16 protein-coding genes and 1 tRNA gene are annotated in these 17,367 nt (G+C 68.5%); 12 read left to right on the top strand and 5 right to left on the bottom strand.

Annotated elements, in window-relative coordinates; genetic code table 11:
• The first annotated feature begins 34 nt into the window (after positions 1-34).
• The 3 genes from ACODTJ_RS13175 to ACODTJ_RS13165 all read left to right on the top strand — a co-directional run bounded on the left by ACODTJ_RS13175 (position 35) and on the right by ACODTJ_RS13165 (position 3,718).
• Positions 35-1,417, top strand: coding sequence for an aldehyde dehydrogenase family protein (locus tag ACODTJ_RS13175; RefSeq protein WP_454658808.1), 1,383 nt, complete (start codon positions 35-37; stop codon positions 1,415-1,417).
• A gap of 89 nt (positions 1,418-1,506) precedes the next feature.
• Positions 1,507-2,487: an arginase gene (gene rocF, locus ACODTJ_RS13170; RefSeq protein WP_454658809.1), complete on the top strand. Its 981-nt coding sequence runs from the start codon at positions 1,507-1,509 to the stop codon at positions 2,485-2,487.
• A gap of 85 nt (positions 2,488-2,572) precedes the next feature.
• Positions 2,573-3,718, top strand: coding sequence for a Gfo/Idh/MocA family protein (locus tag ACODTJ_RS13165; RefSeq protein WP_454658810.1), 1,146 nt, complete (start codon positions 2,573-2,575; stop codon positions 3,716-3,718).
• Positions 3,719-3,739: 21 nt separating this feature from the next.
• On the opposite strand, the gene ACODTJ_RS13160 is transcribed toward ACODTJ_RS13165, so the two are convergent.
• The 4 genes from ACODTJ_RS13160 to ACODTJ_RS13145 all read right to left on the bottom strand — a co-directional run bounded on the left by ACODTJ_RS13160 (position 3,740) and on the right by ACODTJ_RS13145 (position 6,098).
• Positions 3,740-4,741, bottom strand: coding sequence for a pyridoxal-phosphate dependent enzyme (locus ACODTJ_RS13160; RefSeq protein ID WP_454658811.1), 1,002 nt, complete (start codon positions 4,739-4,741; stop codon positions 3,740-3,742).
• Between the two features lie 98 nt (positions 4,742-4,839).
• Positions 4,840-5,121 carry a hypothetical protein gene (locus ACODTJ_RS13155; RefSeq protein WP_454658812.1) on the bottom strand — a complete coding sequence of 94 codons (282 nt, stop codon included), beginning with the start codon at positions 5,119-5,121 and terminating at the stop codon, positions 4,840-4,842.
• A gap of 330 nt (positions 5,122-5,451) precedes the next feature.
• Positions 5,452-5,527, bottom strand: a tRNA-Ala gene (locus ACODTJ_RS13150).
• 166 nt (positions 5,528-5,693) lie between these two features.
• Positions 5,694-6,098, bottom strand: coding sequence for a TIGR02300 family protein (locus tag ACODTJ_RS13145; protein ID WP_454658813.1), 405 nt, complete (start codon positions 6,096-6,098; stop codon positions 5,694-5,696).
• 215 nt (positions 6,099-6,313) lie between these two features.
• Here ACODTJ_RS13145 and aroA point away from each other — a divergent pair, with 215 nt between their 5' ends.
• The 3 genes from aroA (at position 6,314) to ACODTJ_RS13130 (ending at position 9,227) form a co-directional block, all read left to right on the top strand.
• Positions 6,314-7,657 carry a 3-phosphoshikimate 1-carboxyvinyltransferase gene (gene aroA, locus ACODTJ_RS13140; RefSeq protein WP_454658814.1) on the top strand — a complete coding sequence of 448 codons (1,344 nt, stop codon included), beginning with the start codon at positions 6,314-6,316 and terminating at the stop codon, positions 7,655-7,657.
• A complete protein-coding gene (gene cmk / locus ACODTJ_RS13135; protein WP_454658815.1) occupies positions 7,654-8,304 on the top strand; it encodes a (d)CMP kinase in 651 nt (216 codons plus the stop codon). The genes aroA and cmk overlap by 4 nt, the downstream gene beginning before the upstream one ends.
• 116 nt (positions 8,305-8,420) lie before the next feature.
• Positions 8,421-9,227 carry a DUF1194 domain-containing protein gene (locus tag ACODTJ_RS13130; protein WP_454658816.1) on the top strand — a complete coding sequence of 269 codons (807 nt, stop codon included), beginning with the start codon at positions 8,421-8,423 and terminating at the stop codon, positions 9,225-9,227.
• A gap of 2 nt (positions 9,228-9,229) precedes the next feature.
• Here ACODTJ_RS13130 and hrpB read toward each other — a convergent pair whose 3' ends face one another.
• Positions 9,230-11,734 (bottom strand): ATP-dependent helicase HrpB, encoded by a 2,505-nt coding sequence (gene hrpB / locus ACODTJ_RS13125; RefSeq protein WP_454658817.1) that lies wholly within the window; start codon positions 11,732-11,734, stop codon positions 9,230-9,232.
• 78 nt (positions 11,735-11,812) lie between these two features.
• Between hrpB and trpA the strand changes: the two genes are divergently transcribed.
• The 6 genes from trpA (at position 11,813) to ACODTJ_RS13095 (ending at position 17,308) form a co-directional block, all read left to right on the top strand.
• Positions 11,813-12,658: a tryptophan synthase subunit alpha gene (trpA, locus tag ACODTJ_RS13120; protein ID WP_257734351.1), complete on the top strand. Its 846-nt coding sequence runs from the start codon at positions 11,813-11,815 to the stop codon at positions 12,656-12,658.
• 105 nt (positions 12,659-12,763) lie between these two features.
• Positions 12,764-13,663 carry an acetyl-CoA carboxylase, carboxyltransferase subunit beta gene (accD, locus tag ACODTJ_RS13115; RefSeq protein ID WP_454658818.1) on the top strand — a complete coding sequence of 300 codons (900 nt, stop codon included), beginning with the start codon at positions 12,764-12,766 and terminating at the stop codon, positions 13,661-13,663.
• Between the two features lie 29 nt (positions 13,664-13,692).
• The gene (locus tag ACODTJ_RS13110) at positions 13,693-15,015 is read left to right on the top strand and encodes a bifunctional folylpolyglutamate synthase/dihydrofolate synthase (protein WP_454658819.1); all 1,323 of its coding nucleotides are present in this window, start codon (positions 13,693-13,695) and stop codon (positions 15,013-15,015) included.
• 205 nt (positions 15,016-15,220) lie between these two features.
• Complete coding sequence (locus ACODTJ_RS13105; RefSeq protein WP_454658820.1) at positions 15,221-15,643, top strand: hypothetical protein; 423 nt, start codon at positions 15,221-15,223, stop codon at positions 15,641-15,643.
• Between the two features lie 24 nt (positions 15,644-15,667).
• Positions 15,668-16,510: an aldo/keto reductase gene (locus ACODTJ_RS13100; protein WP_488849023.1), complete on the top strand. Its 843-nt coding sequence runs from the start codon at positions 15,668-15,670 to the stop codon at positions 16,508-16,510.
• A gap of 132 nt (positions 16,511-16,642) precedes the next feature.
• Positions 16,643-17,308: a L,D-transpeptidase gene (locus ACODTJ_RS13095; protein WP_454658822.1), complete on the top strand. Its 666-nt coding sequence runs from the start codon at positions 16,643-16,645 to the stop codon at positions 17,306-17,308.
• Positions 17,309-17,367: the final 59 nt, after the last annotated feature.

The raw sequence follows: 17,367 nt of genomic DNA, 5'->3' as shown, positions 1-17,367 counted from the left end.
CGGGATGACCCGCGACACTCTTTGGAGAAAAACCATGCTCCAGGTTGTTCAGGCCTATGACCGCGCCCCGATCACCGAGATCGAGACCGACGACGAGGCCGCGCTCGAACGCAAGCTGCAGGCGGCGCAGGCCGTCTTCAAGGATCGCGACAATTGGCTGAAGCCGCATCAGCGCATCGCGATCCTGCGCAAGCTCGCCGGCCTCCTCGAAGCAAGGCGCGACCATTTCGCCATGCAGATCGCGCGCGAGGGCGGCAAGCCGCTGCCGGACGCGATCGTCGAGGCGAACCGCGCCGTCGACGGCGTCTACAACGCAGCCGAGGAACTCAGGAACTTCGCCGGGCGCGAGATCCCGATGGGGCTCTCGGCGGCGGCCGCCGATCGCTGGGCCTTCACCACCAAGGAGCCGATCGGCATCGTCGCGGCGATCTCGGCCTTCAACCACCCGCTCAACCTGATCGTGCATCAGGTCGCGCCGGCGATCGCGGTCGGCTGCCCGGTCATCGTCAAGCCCGCCGGCACGACGCCGCTCTCCTGCATCGACTTCGTCAAGCTGGTGCATGAGGCCGGCCTGCCGGAAGCCTGGTGCCAGACATTCGTGCCCGAGGAGACGGCGCTGGCGGAAAAGTTCGCGACCGATCCGCGCATCGCCTTCCTGAGCTTCATCGGCTCCGCCAAGGTCGGCTGGTACCTGCATTCGAAGCTCGCGCACGGCGCCCGCTCGGCGCTGGAGCATGGCGGCGTCGCGCCGGCGATCGTCGACAGGAGCGCCGATCTCGACGGGATCATCGAGCCGATCGTGAAGGGCGGCTACTACCATGCCGGACAGGTCTGCGTGTCGACGCAGCGGATCTATGTCCATGACGCTGTTATCAACGACTTCACCGAGCGGCTCGTCGCCCGCGTGAAGAAGCTGCGCACCGGCGATCCCACTTTGGCCGATACCGAAGTCGGGCCGCTGATCATCCCGAAGGAAGCCGACCGCGTCGCCTCCTGGATCGACGAAGCCGTGAAGGGCGGCGCGCGGCTCGCCACCGGCGGCAAGCGCCTGTCGGAGACGACGCTGGAGCCGACCGTACTGATCGATCCCGATCCGGAAGCGCGCATCTCCAGCGAGGAGGTCTTCGGCCCGGTCGTCGCGATCTACCGCTACAGCAAGCTCGACGACGCGATCGCGCGCGCCAACGCCCTGCCCGTCGCCTTCCAGGCCAGTATCTTCGCCGGGGATATCGACGTGGCCCTGCGCGCCGCGAACCGGCTCGATGCCTCCGCCGTGATGGTCAACGACCCCACGACCTTCCGCACCGACTGGATGCCCTTCGCCGGCCGACGGGTGTCCGGCTATGGCACCGGCGGCATCCCCTACACGATGCGCGACATGACGCAGGAGAAGATGATCCTGCTCAAGCGCCGCTGACCACAACACTCGACAGGGGCATGCCGATGGGCCATGGACGGCGCGTCGGCGCATGACGCCTACCGAAATCGCATAGACGGACTACTGGAATGACCGCCTCTTCAGCCAACGCTCCCGCTTCCCAGGGCCGCATCGCCCTGCTCGGCGCGCCCATCGAGGTCGGCGCCTCGCGCCGCGGCGCGCTGATGGGCCCAGCCGGCCTGCGCACCGCCGGCCTCGTCAGCGTGCTGGAAAGCCTCGGCTATACGGTCAGCGACCATGGCGACATCCTGCCGCGCGACCTCGCCCCGGTCGACGGCCCGGCCCCCGCCAATGCCCGTTTCTACAACGAGATCGCCGCCTGGATGCGCGCACTCAGCGCTCGCGCCTACGAACTCGCCCGCTCCGGCGACACACCGATCTTCCTCGGCGGCGACCACAGCCTGTCGATGGGCTCGGTCAACGGCGTTGCCCGCCACTGGCAGGAGCAGGGCCGCAAGCTCTTCGTGCTCTGGCTCGACGCCCATGCCGATTTCAACATGCCGGCGATCTCGCCCTCCGGGAACATGCACGGCATGTCCTCGGCCTTCCTCTGCGGCGAAGCCGGGCTCGACGACCTGCTCGGCACCGAGCCGCGTGCCTCGATCGCCTATGAGCAGCTCAGCCTGTTCGGCATCCGCTCGATCGATCCGCTGGAGAAGGCTGCCGTGAAGGCACGCGGCGTCGATATCGCCGACATGCGCGCCATCGACGAGCACGGCGTCGGCGTCCTGATCCGCCAGGTCATCGAGAAGGTGCGCGCCGCGAACGGCGTGCTGCATGTCTCCTTCGACGTCGATTTCCTCGACCCGCCGCTGGCGCCCGGCGTCGGCACCACCGTGCCGGGCGGCGCGACCTATCGCGAGGCCCATCTGGTGATGGAGCTCTTGCACGATTCCGGGCTGGTCCGCTCGATGGATATCGTCGAGCTCAACCCCTTCCTCGACGATCGCGGCCAGACCGCCCGTCTCGCGGTCGAGCTCGCCGGCAGCCTCTTCGGCCAGCAGATCACCGACCGGCAGACGCCGTCCAACGCGATCGGGGCGGCGTAAATCGTACGTCCGCGAAAGCCGATCTTCATTCTTGCCTGATAGAGGCCGTTCCATCGGCTTGTGGGTCGATGGAACGGGTTCAGGCATGAAGATCGCGATCGTCGGCACGGGTTTCGTCGCCGACTACTATATGACGACGCTGGCGAACCATCCGGCACTCACGCTCGCCGGCGTGTGGGATCGCGATGCGGCGCGGCTCGAAGCCTTCCGGGCCTTCCACAATGTCCCCGCCTATCCCGATCTCGATGCCTTGCTGGCCGACCCGGCCGTGCAGATCGTCGTCAACCTGACGACGCCGGAAAGCCATTACGAGATCACCAGCCGCGCGCTCGCCGCCGGCAAACACGTCTATTGCGAGAAGCCGCTGGCGATGGAGCTGGCGCAGGCCGAGGCTCTCATCGCACAGGCCGAGGCCGCCGGTTTGACGCTGGCGACCGCCCCCGCCAACGGGCTCAGCGACACGCATCGCCTTGTTGAAGATGTGCTCCGCTCCGACCGGATCGGTGCGCCGCGTCTGGTCTATGCCGCGATGGAGGACGGCCCGGTCTTCCGCGACAAATGGGCCAGCTGGCGCTCGCGCTCGGGCGCGCCCTGGCCGGGGCTGCACGAGTTCGAGATCGGCTGCACGCTGGAGCATGCCGGCTACGCGCTGTCCTGGCTGGTGACGCTGTTCGGGCCGGTCGAGAGCCTGACCGCTTTCTCCGCCGTGACCTTCCCCGACAAGGGGCCGGGCACCGGGCATATCGCTATGGCGCCGGATTTCTCGGTGGGCTGCCTGACTTTCCGCTCCGGGGTCGTCGCGCGATTGACCAACGGGCTCGCCGCGCCGCGCGACCGTTCGCTGCAAATCTTCGCCGAGAAGGGCTCGCTGACGGTGCGCGATCTCTGGGACAATCGCTCCGCGGTGCATGTCGAGGAGACCGATGCCCCCCGGCCACTGCTCGGGCGGCTTCTGACGCGGGCGGAAGCCAAGCTCGGGCGCGTGCTGCCGTGGAAGCCTACGCCGGGACGCAAGCTGCCTTACCCCGCCCCGCCGACGAGCAAGGCCCTGCCCGGCTATCCCTCGCAGATCGACTTCATGCGCGGCGTGGCGGATCAGGCCGAGGCGATCAGGCGCGGCGAGGCGCCGCGCTTCTCGGGCGCGCTTGCCCTGCATATCACCGAGCTTGCGCTCGCGCTCAACAATGCCCGCGACCTGGCCCAACCCTATCGGCCGCGCTCGCGCTTCTGATCGCAGCCGAAGCCAGCGCTTTCAGCTCACGGTGCGGAACTGCTCGCGCTGGGCAAACAGCGAGGCCGTCCCGCCGGTATGAAGGATGCAGGCCGGCTCGCTCTGCGGAATGGCGTTGCTTGCGACGAAATCGAGGAAACCGGCGCAGGTCTTCGCCGTATAGACATGCTCGACCAGGATGCCCTCGGTGCGGGCGAAGGCGAGGATGGCCGCTTCCGATTCCGGCGTGGGAACGCCCCAGCCGCCGCCGAGATGGGCCATGTGGTAGTGCAGCGGCGCCTCGTCGAGCCCGCCGACCGCCAAACCCGTCCGCTCGGCAATGCCATCGTAGATACGGCGGATGCGCGCCTCCAGTTCGGCCTGCTCGTACTCGACGCTGACGAGATGGACCTGGAAAGGGTGGCCGAGCATGGCGTTGCCGAAGATGAAGCCGGCCTCGGTCGGCCCCATCGAGCCCGCGAGGAAGACGTGGCGCAGAGGTGCCGCTTCGCGCTGCGACTGCTCGTGCAGTTCGAAAGCAGCCAGCACATAACCGAGCGCGCCGAGCACGGCGTCGCCGACGATGTAGGGCGTGCGCCCCTGCCGATTCAGCTCTTCGGCCGCCACCGTCATCGCCGCTCCGCGCTCGTCCTCGCCGACCGGACCGATGAAGCGGGTTTCCGCGCCGAACAGCCGGTTCAGGAAGGAGCGCTCGCGATTTGCCGGGCTGTCCTCGGCGTTGTGGATGATCACGCAGTCCAATCCGGCCATCGTCGCTGCCGCTGCGGTGAGGCGGCAGAGATTGGACGTCGCCCCGCCGGCGACGAGGACGATGTCGGCACGCTCCCGGAGCGCGGCGCCCAACCAGAATTCGAGGCTGCGCAGCTTGTTGCCGCCGAGCCCGATCTCCATCAGGTCGTCGCGCTTCATGTAGAGGCAGGGACGGCCGAGCTTCCGTTCGAAACCTGAGAGACACTGGAGCGGCGTCGGCGTCTTGACGAGATCGTAGCGCGGCTCGCGCAGGATGGTCTGCAGGTCCGACATCAGGCCAAACGCCCTCCAGATCGCGCCTGCAAGCGGCGCGGCATGGCCGCGTGCTCGCTCATCGCCTCAGGAAAGACAAGCCCCGTCGTTGCAGGCTTTCACGCCGACCGCTTCTTCCGGCCATCCTTGCGCTCATCCGGCGCGACCGCCGATTTGGACGACCGCACGAGCGTGGCAATCGCCAGGGGGGGCTTGCCCGACTTCTCCGAGATGGCCTGGTCCTGCTCCTCGATCGCGGTCCGGGCGGGCTCATCGCCATCCAGGCCGCCGAGCAACGACGTCAGAACGCGTCGGTTCGACGTCCTCGAGCCGTCCTCGTAGACGACATCGAACATGGTGAACTCGGTATCCAGGGCTTTGGATTTGGTGCGTTTGGCCATTCCTGCCTCCTTCTATGGAGCGTGCGACGCGGCGGCTTTCACACCGATCTTCGCGATTGCTTGCGCGGCAAGCCGCTGGGTGATTCGCGGCCTCCGGCGGAGCAGAACGGACGTGTCGGCAGGAATGACGCGGGAGCGAAGAAGTGCCTACCCGTTTCCGCCATCCAGGCGCGGCCGACCTGCGATACGTGACGAGCCTTGAGCGAATCAGGTGACGCGCGACAAAGGATCATGCCATCAGGTTCCAGATCGGCCGGAAGCGTTCGACATGTCAGGGCAGCGCCGAAGCGTGATCCGAAACACCAGCCTGTCAGGGTCTCGGAAGAGATTTGGTGGAGCCAGGCGGAATCGAACCGCCGACCTCTTGAATGCCATTCAAGCGCTCTCCCAACTGAGCTATGGCCCCACTCGCGATGATCGGCTTGGGGACCGATCACCAACCGGATTTTGGTACCGCCTCGGCGGTTCCGTCCGGGCCGCCCTGCCGGCGACGAAGCGCTCTATAGGCGGCCCGGGCTGAAGACACAAGCGCTTAATGTCGCCGTGTCGTCATCTTTTTTCGAGGCTGTGGATCAGTTGTCCTCGTCGCCTTCGATGTCGCCATCGATCAGGTCGGAGACGTCGTCGTCGCCTTCCTCATCCTCTTCGAGGAAGGTGTCGTCCTCGTCATCGCCGCCGACATCCTCGACCTCGATATCGTCCTCGCTGGTGACGACGGCCTCCTTCTCCGAAGCCTCGGCATCGGCCTCGTCGAGCGAAACGAGCTCGACGGCGCCATCGGCGGCCTCGGTCTCATCTTCCTCATCGGCTTCGGGCTTCGCCACTGCAGCGGCAGCAGCTTTAGCCTGCGGCTCGAACACGGCCCGCGGATAAGCCTGCCCCGTATAGGGCGAGACGATCGGGTCCTTGTTCAGGTCATAGAATTTGCGGCCCGTGACCGGGCAAACGCGCTTCGTTCCGAGTTCCGGTTTCGCCACTGCGTCGGACCTTCAACTATCATGTTTTGAAAAGCAGGCGCGTCCGTTAGTCGGGGTAGGCGGCGCTGTCAAATGTTGATTTTCAAGGCGCGCCCCGCGAGCGCCCGAAAGCGACCTTTCGCCAAGCCGCCGTGGCCGCGCCTTGGCGCGCCGCGCGCGGGCATGCTACGGCCCTTTCTGCATTCCTTTCGGCCAGCCCGCAGAGACCGCCCACCGTGTCCCACGACCATGACCCCGTTCCCGTCACCGCCCGCGCCGGGGGGCCGCTGAAGGGCCGCGTCCGCGTGCCCGGCGACAAGTCGATCTCGCACCGGGCGATGATCTTCGGCCTCCTGGCGATCGGCGAGACCAAGGTCACCGGCCTGCTCGAAGGCGAGGACGTGATGCGCACGGCCGCAGCGGCCCGCGCACTCGGCGCCATCGTCCATCATGACGGGCCCGGCGCCTGGCGCGTGCAGGGCGTCGGCGTCGGCGGCCTGCGCGAACCATCCGAGGTTCTCGATTTCGGCAATGCCGGCACCGGCTCGCGCCTGATGATGGGCGTCTGCGGCTCGCATCCGATCACCACGACCTTCGATGGCGACGCCTCGCTGCGCAAGCGGCCGATGCGGCGCATCCTCGACCCGCTCGAGCAGATGGGCACGGTCGTCGTCTCGCAGCAGGAGGGCGGCCGCGTGCCGCTGACCCTGCGCGGCCCGAAGGAGGCGATCCCGATCACCTATCGTCCGCCGGTCGCCTCGGCGCAGATCAAATCGGCCGTGCTGCTGGCCGCGCTCGCCGCGCCCGGCGAGACCACCGTGATCGAGACCGAAGCCACCCGCGACCACACCGAGAAGATGCTCGCGCATTTCGGCGCCGAGATCACGGTGACGCAAGAGGGCGAACATGGCCGGCGCATCGTGCTGAAGGGCCAGCCGGAGCTGAAGGCAGCGCCGATCGTCGTGCCGGCGGATCCGTCCTCGGCCGCCTTCCCGCTGGTGGCGGGGCTGATCGTGCCAGGCTCGGACATCCTGATCGAGAGCGTGATGACCAATCCGCTGCGCTCGGGGCTGCTGACCACGCTGCGCGAGATGGGCGCCGACATCACGATCGAGCGCGAGGCCAACGAAGGCGGCGAGACGGTCTGCGACCTGCGCGTGCGCGCCTCCAGCCTCAAGGGCGTGACGGTGCCGCCGGAGCGGGCGCCGGCGATGATCGACGAATATCCGGTTCTCGCGGTGGCCGCCTCCTTCGCCACGGGCACGACACGGATGCGCGGCCTGCAGGAGCTGCGCGTCAAGGAATCCGACCGTCTCGCCGCGGTCGAGGCCGGGCTGAAGGCTGCCGGCGTGACCTGCCGGATCGAGGGCGACGACCTCGTCGTCGAGGGTTCGGGCGGCGGACCGGTGCGTGGCGGCGGGCCGATCGCGACCCATCTCGACCATCGTATTGCGATGAGCTTCCTCGTCATGGGGCTGGCCACCCAGAATCCTGTCGTGGTCGATGACGGGCTGATGATCGCGACGAGCTTCCCGAGCTTCGTTTCGCTGATGAACGGGCTCGGAGGCCAGATCGGATGAGCCCGGCCCGGTCCGGCCGGCTCGTCATCGCCGTGGACGGCCCTGCCGCCTCCGGCAAGGGCACGCTCGCGCGCCGGCTCGCCGCGCATTACGGCCTGCCCTATCTCGATACCGGCCTGCTCTACCGGATGGTGGCGCGCGCGATGCTCGATGCCGGCCACGACATCCATGATGCCGTCGCGGCCGAGGCCATCGTCGGCAGCTTCGACGAGACTGCCTTCCCCGAGGAACGATTGCGCGGCCGCGAGATCGGCGAGGCGGCTTCCGTGGTCGCGGCCATGCCGGCCGTGCGTGCGGGCCTGCTGACCCGGCAGCGGCGCTTCGCGGCGCAAGCCGGCGGGGCCGTGCTCGACGGGCGCGATATCGGCACGGTGATCTGCCCTGAGGCCCCGGCCAAGCTCTTCGTCACCGCGACGCCGGAGGTGCGCGCCGCACGGCGCCACAAGGAGCTGGTCGGACGCGGCGAGACTGTGACCTTCGACGGCATCCTCGCCGATATCCGCCGGCGCGATGCCCGCGATTCCGGCCGCAGCGACGCGCCGCTCAAGGCGGCCGAGGATGCGGTCGTGCTCGACACCTCGGCGCTCACCGTCGAGGAGGCCGCTGCCGCCGCGATCAGCATCGTCGAAGGCCGCCGCGCTGCCTGAGCTGTTCTGCTCGCGAATTTGCTATCGAAACAGGCGCCGTCAGCCGGCTTTTCCGGCTTGGCGCGCGTCTCCCCCAAGCGCACACTTCCCCTCGCAAATCGGCGACGGAGGTGGCGATGCGGCGTTGGCTGTACGGTCTCTCATGTCTGGCAGCGGCGGCGCTGTGGCAGCCCGCCCTGCCTTGGGCTCAGACGGCGGCAGCCCCGCCCGAGGAGGTCGATGTCGCGCTCGTGCTCGCGGTCGATGTCTCCTATTCGATGGATCTCGACGAGCTCGCCTTGCAGCGCAACGGCTATATCGAGGCCTTCCGCTCGAAGCAGCTCCACGACGCCATCAACAAGGGCGCGATCGGCAAGATCGCCGTGACCTATTTCGAATGGGCCGGCGGCAGCTTCCAGTACGTCGTCCGGCCGTGGAAGGTGATCGACGGCCCCGCCGCGGCCATCGCTTTCGCCGAGGAGCTGGGCGAGGCGCCGACGCGGCGCGGCCGGCGCACCTCGATCTCGGGCGCGATCGACCTCGGCGTGCAATTGCTGGAACAGTCGAACGTGACGGCGATGCGGCGCGTGATCGACATCTCCGGCGACGGCGCCAACAATGACGGACGCCCGGTCACCGTGGCGCGCGACGAGGCCGGCGCCAAGGGCATCGCCATCAATGGCCTGCCGGTGATGCTGAAGCAGGCCGGCTATTTCGACATCGACAATCTCGACACCTATTACACAGACTGCGTCATCACCGGCATCGGCGCCTTCGTCATCCCGATCCGCGAGAAGAGCCAGTTCGTCGAGGCGACGAAGACGAAACTGCTGCGCGAGATCGCCGAAGCGCCGGCCGACGCGACCTTCCACAAGGCGCAGTCCGGCAACATCGCGACCTGCCTCGCCGGCGAACGGCAATGGCGCGACCGGATGGGGAATTAGCCTCAAGTCCCCCTTGGCTTCGCCCGTGTCGTCGGCAGCGCTGCCGCCGGATCGTCCGGCCAGAGATGGCGGGGATAGCGGCCCTTCATCTCGGATTTCACCGCAGCCCAGGAGCCGCGCCAGAAGCCGGGCAGATCACGCGTGACCTGGATCGGCCGATGGGCCGGAGAAAGCAGCTCCAGCACGAGTGGCACGCGCCCACCTGCCAGCGCCGGATGCGCCGCAAGACCGTACAATTCCTGCACACGCACCGAAATGGTCGGGCCAGCCTCGGCGGCGTAGTCGACCGCAAGCGAGGAGCCGGTCGGGGCAGTGAAATGGGTCGGCGCCTCCTGGTCGAGCCGGCGCTTCATCTCCCAGGGCAGAAGGCCCGCCAGCGCTGAATCGAGATCGCTGGGCTGGATCGCAGCGAGCGACGCGCGGCCGAGGAGATGCGGCGCCAGCCAGAGTTCCGGCTCCAGCGACAAGCCTTCATCGGAAAGGTCGGGCCAACCGGCCTCCGGCTCGGCCTTGCGCAGGAAGGCGGCGCGCTCACGCAACTGGTTCTGCCCCTTGCTCCAGGGCAGGAGATTGATGCCGAGCGCCGCGATGCCTTTGGCCAAGGCCTCGGCATTCTCGGGCGTATTCGCAACCGAGAGCGGTCGTTCCGACAACGAAAGCGCCCCGTAGCGACGTACCGCCCGGACGCGCAGGGCGCGTGCCGTGCGGTCGAAGCTCGCCTCCTCGCGCTCCGCGATGGCGAAGGGGGCGAGGCCGTGGGAGGCGAGCGTCGCGATCTCGGCTTCGCTGATCGCGGCGGCGGCCATGATACGGGCCTGCTGGGCTGCGCCGGTCATCTCCGCAACGACGATATAGGGCTCGCGCGCGAGGCGCTGCGACGGCTCCAGCGCGCCGCCGCGGCCATTGGCGAGAAGATACTGGCCGGAGCCCGGTGCGCGGGCCTTGGCAACGCGATCCGGGTAGGCGAAGGCGAGCAGGAGGCCGGGTGAAAGCGGATCGGTGGCCGAAGCCTGCCCCTTGCCGATGCTGCGCTCGGCGGTGCGGGCCCAGCCCTCGGCGAGGCGGCGCATGTCACCGGCCCGGCCGCCGCGCTCGCGATTGAAGCGCTCCAGCCGTTCGGCCAGATCGATGGCATCGCCGCCAAGACCGCGCTCGACCAGCACGGCAGCGAGATCGGCAGCGGCTTCCGCCTGCCCGAAGCGCGCGGCCGCCACGACCATGCGGGCGAGGCGCGGCGGCAGCGGCAGCGCCTGCAAGGCGCGGCCATCAGACGTGATGCGGCCATCGGCATCGAGCGCGCCGATATTGCCGAGGAGCGTACGGGCTTCCTTGAGGGCGGGTGTCGGCGGTGGATCGAGGAAGGCCAGGCTCAATGGATCACCGACGCCCCAGGCGGCGCAATCGAGCAGCAGCGGGCTCAGATCGGCCGAGAGGATTTCCGGTCGGGCGAAGGCTTCGAACGCGCCGGTCGCGGCCTCCTCCCAGAGCCGGTAGCAGACGCCCGGCTCGGTGCGCCCGGCACGACCCCGGCGCTGGTCGGCGGCGGCGCGGCTGACGCGGCGGGTCTCCAGCCGGGTCACGCCGATATCGGGCTCATACACCGGCACGCGGGCAAGGCCGGAATCGATGACGACGCGCACGCCCTCGATGGTCAGCGAGGTCTCGGCGATGGCCGTGGCCAGCACGATCTTGCGCCTGCCAGCCGGGGCCGGGAGCACCGCGCGGTCCTGTTCGCGCTGGTCGAGCGCGCCATAGAGCGGAGCGATCTCGACGGCCGGATCGTGCAATCTTTCGCGCAGACGCTCCTCAACGCGACGGATTTCGCCCTGGCCGGGCAGGAAGACGAGCTGCGAGCCCGGCTGCTCGTTGAGCGCCAGCAGGATCGCCTCCGTGACCTGATCCTCGATGCGCTTCAACGGATCGCGGCTGCGATAGCGTGTCTCGATCGGATAGGCACGGCCCTCGCTCTCGATCACCGGAGCATCGCCGAGCAGCCTTGCGACGCGGGCACCATCCAGCGTCGCGGACATCACGAGGATGCGCAGATCCTCGCGCAGGCCGCCCTGCGCGTCGAGCGCCAGCGCCAGGCCGAAATCGGCATCGAGCGAGCGCTCGTGGAATTCATCGAAGAGCACAGCGGCGACGCCATCCAGCGCGGGATCGTCGAGGATCATCCGGGCGAAGACGCCCTCGGTGACGACCTCGATGCGCGTCCTCGGGCCGATCTTCGAGCCCAGCCGCACGCGCAGGCCCACGGTGTCGCCGACGCGCTCGCCCAGCGTCTGCGCCATCCGGTTCGCCGCGCCGCGCGCTGCCAGACGGCGCGGCTCCAGCACGATCAGCTTGCCGCCCTTGGCCCAGGACTCGTCGAGCAGGGCAAGCGGCACGCGCGTGGTCTTGCCGGCGCCGGGCGGGGCGACCAGCACGGCATTCGGCCGCGCCTGCAGGGCGGCGGCGAGATCACCGAGGACGGCGTCGATCGGAAGGGCGGTGTCGAAGGCGCGCATGCCCGGCCGATGTGGCGCAGGCGTAGCCTTCGCGCAAGCCACTCGCCAGCCGGCGCTCGTCATGCTAACCGCTGCGGCATGACTGAGACCGGCCAGACCCGCATCCAGAACCGTTTCCAGGCCTGCGCCCGCGAGGGCCGGGCGGCGCTCGTGACCTTCGTCACCGCCGGCGACCCGGATTTCGAGACCTCGAGCGCGATCCTCGCGGCCCTGCCCGGTGCCGGCGCCGACGTGATCGAGCTCGGCGTACCCTTCACCGATCCGATGGCGGACGGCGTGCCGGTGCAGCTCGCCGGACAGCGCGCGCTCAAGGCAGGCCAGACGCTGCGCAAGACCCTCGCCATGGTCGAAAGCTTCCGCAAGGCCGGCCATGACACGCCGATCGTGCTGATGGGCTATTACAACCCGATCTGGGCCTATGGCGTCGAAGCCTTCCTGGCGGATGCCCGCCGCGTCGGCATCGATGGGCTGATCGTCGTCGACCTGCCGCCGGAAGAGGACGAGGAGCTCTGCCTGCCGGCGCTGAAGGCCGGCGTGTCGTTCATTCGTCTGGCGACGCCGACGACCGACGACAAGCGCCTGCCCAAGGTGCTGCAGAACACCTCCGGCTTCGTCTATTACGTCTCGGTCACCGGCGTGACCGGCGGCGCCATCGCCGATTACGGCGCGGTCGGCGACGCCGTCGCGCGGATCAAGCGCCATACCGATCTGCCCGTCGCGGTCGGCTTCGGCGTCAAGACCGCCGAGGACGCCGCCACCATCGCCAAGCGGGCGGACGGCGTCGTCGTCGGCTCGGCCCTCGTCGAGCGCGTCCGCCTTTCGCTCGATGACCAGGGCAAGGCCACGGAAAAGACGGTTTCGGCTGTCACCTCGCTGGTCAGCGAACTCGCCCAGGGCATCCGCTCCGTCGCCAAGGCGGCCTGAGCCCAGTTTCGTTCAACGGTCGCGTTGCTTGCCCGCCGGCAGGCGCGACCCCATTTTCGGCGTGACGGCGCGCAAGCGCTGACAAGCCCATCAGGGATTCATCCGATGAACTGGATTTCCGAAGTCGTCCGGCCGCGCATCAAGACGCTATTCAAGCGCGAGAGCCCCGAGAACCTCTGGATCAAGTGCCCCGATTCCGGGCAGATGGTGTTCCACAAGGATGTCGAGGCCAATGGCTACGTCATCCCCGGCTCCGAGCACCATATGCGCGTCACCGCGCCGGAGCGCCTGCGGCTGACCTTCGACGACGGCAAATGGCTCGATGTCGCGCTGCCCGAAGTCGCGACCGACCCGCTGAAATTCCGCGACGAGAAGCGCTATGTCGACCGGCTGAAGGACGCCCGCGCCAAGACCGGCATGCAGGACGCCTTCAAGATCGGCTATGGCCGGGTCAAGGGCCTGCCGATGACGCTGGCCGTGCAGGATTTCCACTTCATGGGCGGCTCGCTCGGCATGGCCGCGGGCGAAGCCTTCGTGAAGGGCGCAGAAACCGCGCTCGACAAGAAGACGCCCTATGTCGTCTTCGCCGCGTCGGGCGGCGCGCGCATGCAGGAAGGCATCCTCTCGCTGATGCAGTTGCCGCGCACGACGGTCGCGGTGCGGCGCCTGCGCGCGGCGGGCCTGCCCTATTTCGTGGTTCTGACCAATCCGACGACCGGTGGCGTCACCGCCTCCTATGCCATGTTGGGTGACATCCATATCGCCGAGCCCGGCGCGCTGATCGGCTTCGCCGGCCCGCGCGTGATCGAGCAGACGATCCGCGAGAAACTGCCGGACGGCTTCCAGCGCTCGGAGTATCTCAAGGATCACGGCATGGTCGACATGGTCGTGCATCGCCGCGACCTGCCGGAGACGCTGGCCCGGCTCGGCCGCCTGCTGACGAAGCAGCCGGCCGTGAAGGAAGAGGTTGCTGCGCCCGCGCGTCCGGTGGCCGAGGCCGTCTAAGGAATTCTGCGGCTGGGGGCCGTCACGTCATGGGGTCTTCCGACGCCTTGCTCGCGCGCTTCATGGCGCTGCATCCCAAGCTGATCGATCTCTCGCTCGGCCGCATCCTGACCCTGCTCGAGCGGCTCGGCGATCCCCAGAAGAAGCTGCCGCCGGTGATCCATGTCGCCGGCACCAACGGCAAGGGCTCGACCATCGCCTTCATGCGGGCGATCCTCGAGGCGGCCGGCCTCTCCGTCCATGTCTATATCTCGCCGCATCTGGTGCGCTTCCATGAACGCATCCGGCTGGGCGCGCCCGGCGGCGGGCGCTTCGTTGCCGAGGACAAGCTGGTCGAGGCGCTGGAGCGCTGCGAGGCGATCAATGCCGGCGATCCCATCACCTTCTTCGAGATGACGACAGCCGCCGGGATCCTGCTCTTCGCCGAGCATCCCGCTGATGTGCTCTTGCTGGAGGTCGGGCTCGGCGGGCGCTTCGACGCGACCAATGTCATCGCGCACCCGGCCTGCACGGTGGTGACGCCGGTCTCGCTCGACCATTCCGAATATCTCGGCGACACCGTTACCAAGATAGCGGGCGAGAAGGCCGGCATCTTCAAGCGCGGTGCCCCGGCCGTGATCGCGCCGCAGGAGCCCGAACCGACCGCCGTTCTTGAAGCCGCGGCCGAACGCGCGGGCGCCTCGAAAATCCTGATCGGCGCGCAGGATTTCAACGTCCACGAAGCCGGCGGGCGGCTGGTCTACGAGGATCAGGACGGGCTGCTCGACCTGCCGCTGCCGCGCTTGTCCGGCCGGCACCAGCATATCAATGCCGGCACGGCGATCGCCGCGCTGCGGGCAGCCGGCTACGGCGCCCTGCCGACCCGCGCCTTCGAGGACGGGATGCGCCAAGCCGACTGGCCGGCGCGATTGCAGCGCCTGTCGCGCGGCGCCCTCGCAGAAATCGTGCCGGAGCGCGCCGAGCTCTGGCTCGACGGCGGACACAACCCCGATGGCGGGCGGGTGCTCGCCCAGGCCATGGCCGATCTCGCCGACCGCAACCCGGCGCCGCTGGTGATGATCGCCGGGCTGCTCTCGACCAAGGATGCGGCCGCGACGCTGCGCCACTTCAAGGGGCTGGCGCAGGTGCTCTACGCCGTGCCGATCCATAATTCGCTGGCCGCGCGCCCGGCCGAGGAGGTCGCGGAGGCTGCCCGCAGCGCCGGGCTCGTCGCCGAAGTCGCCAGCTCGGTCGAGCAGGCGCTGCGGACGATCGCTGCGCGCGACTGGCCGGTGCCGCCGCGCATCCTGATCTGCGGCTCGCTCTATCTCGCGGGCGAGGTACTCTCGGATAACGGCACGCCGCCGACCTAATTGTCGGATGTGTGCAGCGCCGTGTTTAGGAAGCGCGGGTCATCCCGGACGGAGCGAAGCGGAGATCCGGGATCCATTCCGGAGCCTCTCCGGTTGGCGTTCCGGCATGGATCCCGGGTCTCCCTACGGTCGCCCGGGATGACGAGGTATTTTTCAGAGGAACGGCAGGTTCCGAATCTCCTGCCGAACCGTAGAGAGGGAAGCCATGCCCGTTCCCGGATTGATCGTCGTCGGCGCCACCCTGCTCTGCGGCATGCTCGGCGGATGCGTCACGACCGAGGGAACAGCGCCGGGGCAAGCCGACAGCACGGAGCGGGTCGCATCCGGCAAGCGGACCTTCCTGCAGAAGACCTTCATGACGATGGACGAGCGCTGCCGGCCGGTTCCGCGCCCCAAGGGCGTGCTGACCGAGCCGCCCCGGCACGGCAAGGTCCGGCTGGCGACCCGCAAGGCCGCGGCCGAATACGGTCCGGGGCCGATGCGGCATTGCGACGGCAAGGTCGGGCCGTCGCTCGCCTTCGAATATGCCTCGAAGCGCGGCTATCGCGGCCCCGACAGCTTCCTCGTGCGCATCCGCTACAATGATGGCGAGATCCGCCACGAGCGTTTCGAGATCGCGGTCGACTGAGGCTGGACACCAGAGGACAGCGTCATGCAGCGCAGCTTCGGAGCCTCGGGCCCGCTCGTCCCGGCCATCGGCCAGGGTAGCTGGTACAGCGAGCAAGGTGACCGGCGCGAGGCCATCGCGGCCTTCCGGCGCGGGCTCGATCTTGGCCTGACCCATATCGACACGGCCGAGATGTATGGCGACGGCCGCGCCGAGGCGCTGATCGGTGAAGCCATCGCAGGCCGGCGCGACGCGGTTTTCCTCGTATCGAAGGTGCTGCCGCACAACGCCTCGCGACGCGGCGTTCAGGCCGCCTGCGAGCGCTCGCTCAAGCAGCTGAAGACCGACCGGCTCGACTGCTACCTGCTGCACTGGCGCGGCCCGCATCCCCTTGAAGAGACCTTCGCCGCCTTCGAGGCGCTGCAGCAGGAGGGCAAGATCCTGTCCTGGGGTGTAAGCAATTTCGACGAGGACGATCTCGACGAGGCGCTCGCCGCCGCCGGCAAGGGCAGGATCGCCTGCAACCAGGTGCTCTACCATCTGCGCGAGCGCGCGATCGAGCATGCGGTGGTCCCGTGGTGCGAGCGGAACGGCGTCGCCGTCGTCGCCTACAGCCCCTTCGGCCATGACGATTTTCCGGCTGCCGGCACCCCTCAAGGCAAGGTCCTGGCCGAGATCGCGGCGGGCCATGGTGCGACGCCCCGGCAGGTCGCGCTCACCTTCCTGACCCGGCGCGACAGCGTGTTTGCTATCCCCAAGGCCGGCCGGGTCGCCCATCTCGAGGACAATGCCGGCGCGTTGAACCTCACGCTCTCCGAGGTTGAGATCGCCCGGATCGACGCAGCCTTCCCGCGCGGCCGCAAGCCCGCCTCGCTGCCGATGATCTGAGCCGCCGGAAACCACGTTCCGCCTTCCGGCTTTACAAGCCGGGGGCGTCGGCGCTTTCCTAGAGTCAAGGGCGGCAGCCGTCAGAGCTCGACAACGCCTCATCCAGCAGTAGCGTCTTTCGGAGTGAGTGTGATGCGTCGCGTTCTCGGCATCCTGGCCGCCCTGATCCTGTCGGCTTTCGCCGGCGCCGCCCATGCCGGCGTCGATGTCAGGGTCGATATCGTCGCCCAGCGCATGTCGGTGACCACCACCGACGGCGAGGTCTACGATTGGAAGATCTCGTCGGGCCGCAAGGGCTTCCGCTCGCCTAACGGCGTCTATCGACCGACCCGGCTCGAGAAGAACTGGTATTCGCGCAAATATGGCGGGGCGATGCCCCATTCCGTGTTCTTCCGCGGCGGCTACGCGATCCATGGCACGACGGCTGTCGGCGCGCTCGGCCGCCCGGCCTCGCATGGCTGCATCCGCCTGCACCCCGCCAACGCCGCCAAGCTCTTTGCACTGGTGAAGAAGCATGGCTCCGGCCAGACCAAGATCGCGTTGCACGGCGCCGCGCCCGACAATCTCTCGCGCTTCGCCAAGGCCTCATCGCCGTCGAAGGCCAAGCTCGCGAAGGCTCAGTCGTCCAAGCAGACAATCGCCAAGGCGAAGCAGCGCCATCAGGCGACGAGCGTCGCCCAGCAGCGCCGCGGCGGCGACTGGGAAACAGCGCGCGGCCAGATCCTGCTGCGGCCCACGCTGCCGGCCGGCGCTTATGGCTATCAGCCCTATTACCCGCGCGGCTACGGCTGGCGCTGACGGGCGAAAGCGCCCCGCTTGACGGAAAAATGCGTCGTCATTCCGGACACGCTGCGAAG

This window comes from Allobosea sp. FG18 (assembly GCF_057809495.1).
The sequence above is the reverse complement of the archived record's forward strand: the minus strand, read 5'-3'. Positions and strand labels throughout refer to the sequence as shown.

Coding starts and splice junctions, on each gene's coding strand:
- ACODTJ_RS13175 (WP_454658808.1), top strand. CDS start 35: ATGCTCCAGGTTGTTCAGGCCTATGACCGCGCCCCGATCACCGAGATC.
- rocF (WP_454658809.1), top strand. CDS start 1,507: ATGACCGCCTCTTCAGCCAACGCTCCCGCTTCCCAGGGCCGCATCGCC.
- ACODTJ_RS13165 (WP_454658810.1), top strand. CDS start 2,573: ATGAAGATCGCGATCGTCGGCACGGGTTTCGTCGCCGACTACTATATG.
- ACODTJ_RS13160 (WP_454658811.1), bottom strand. CDS start 4,741: ATGTCGGACCTGCAGACCATCCTGCGCGAGCCGCGCTACGATCTCGTC.
- ACODTJ_RS13155 (WP_454658812.1), bottom strand. CDS start 5,121: ATGGCCAAACGCACCAAATCCAAAGCCCTGGATACCGAGTTCACCATG.
- cmk (WP_454658815.1), top strand. CDS start 7,654: ATGAGCCCGGCCCGGTCCGGCCGGCTCGTCATCGCCGTGGACGGCCCT.
- ACODTJ_RS13130 (WP_454658816.1), top strand. CDS start 8,421: ATGCGGCGTTGGCTGTACGGTCTCTCATGTCTGGCAGCGGCGGCGCTG.
- hrpB (WP_454658817.1), bottom strand. CDS start 11,734: ATGCGCGCCTTCGACACCGCCCTTCCGATCGACGCCGTCCTCGGTGAT.
- trpA (WP_257734351.1), top strand. CDS start 11,813: ATGACTGAGACCGGCCAGACCCGCATCCAGAACCGTTTCCAGGCCTGC.
- accD (WP_454658818.1), top strand. CDS start 12,764: ATGAACTGGATTTCCGAAGTCGTCCGGCCGCGCATCAAGACGCTATTC.
- ACODTJ_RS13110 (WP_454658819.1), top strand. CDS start 13,693: ATGGGGTCTTCCGACGCCTTGCTCGCGCGCTTCATGGCGCTGCATCCC.
- ACODTJ_RS13105 (WP_454658820.1), top strand. CDS start 15,221: ATGCCCGTTCCCGGATTGATCGTCGTCGGCGCCACCCTGCTCTGCGGC.
- ACODTJ_RS13100 (WP_488849023.1), top strand. CDS start 15,668: ATGCAGCGCAGCTTCGGAGCCTCGGGCCCGCTCGTCCCGGCCATCGGC.
- ACODTJ_RS13095 (WP_454658822.1), top strand. CDS start 16,643: ATGCGTCGCGTTCTCGGCATCCTGGCCGCCCTGATCCTGTCGGCTTTC.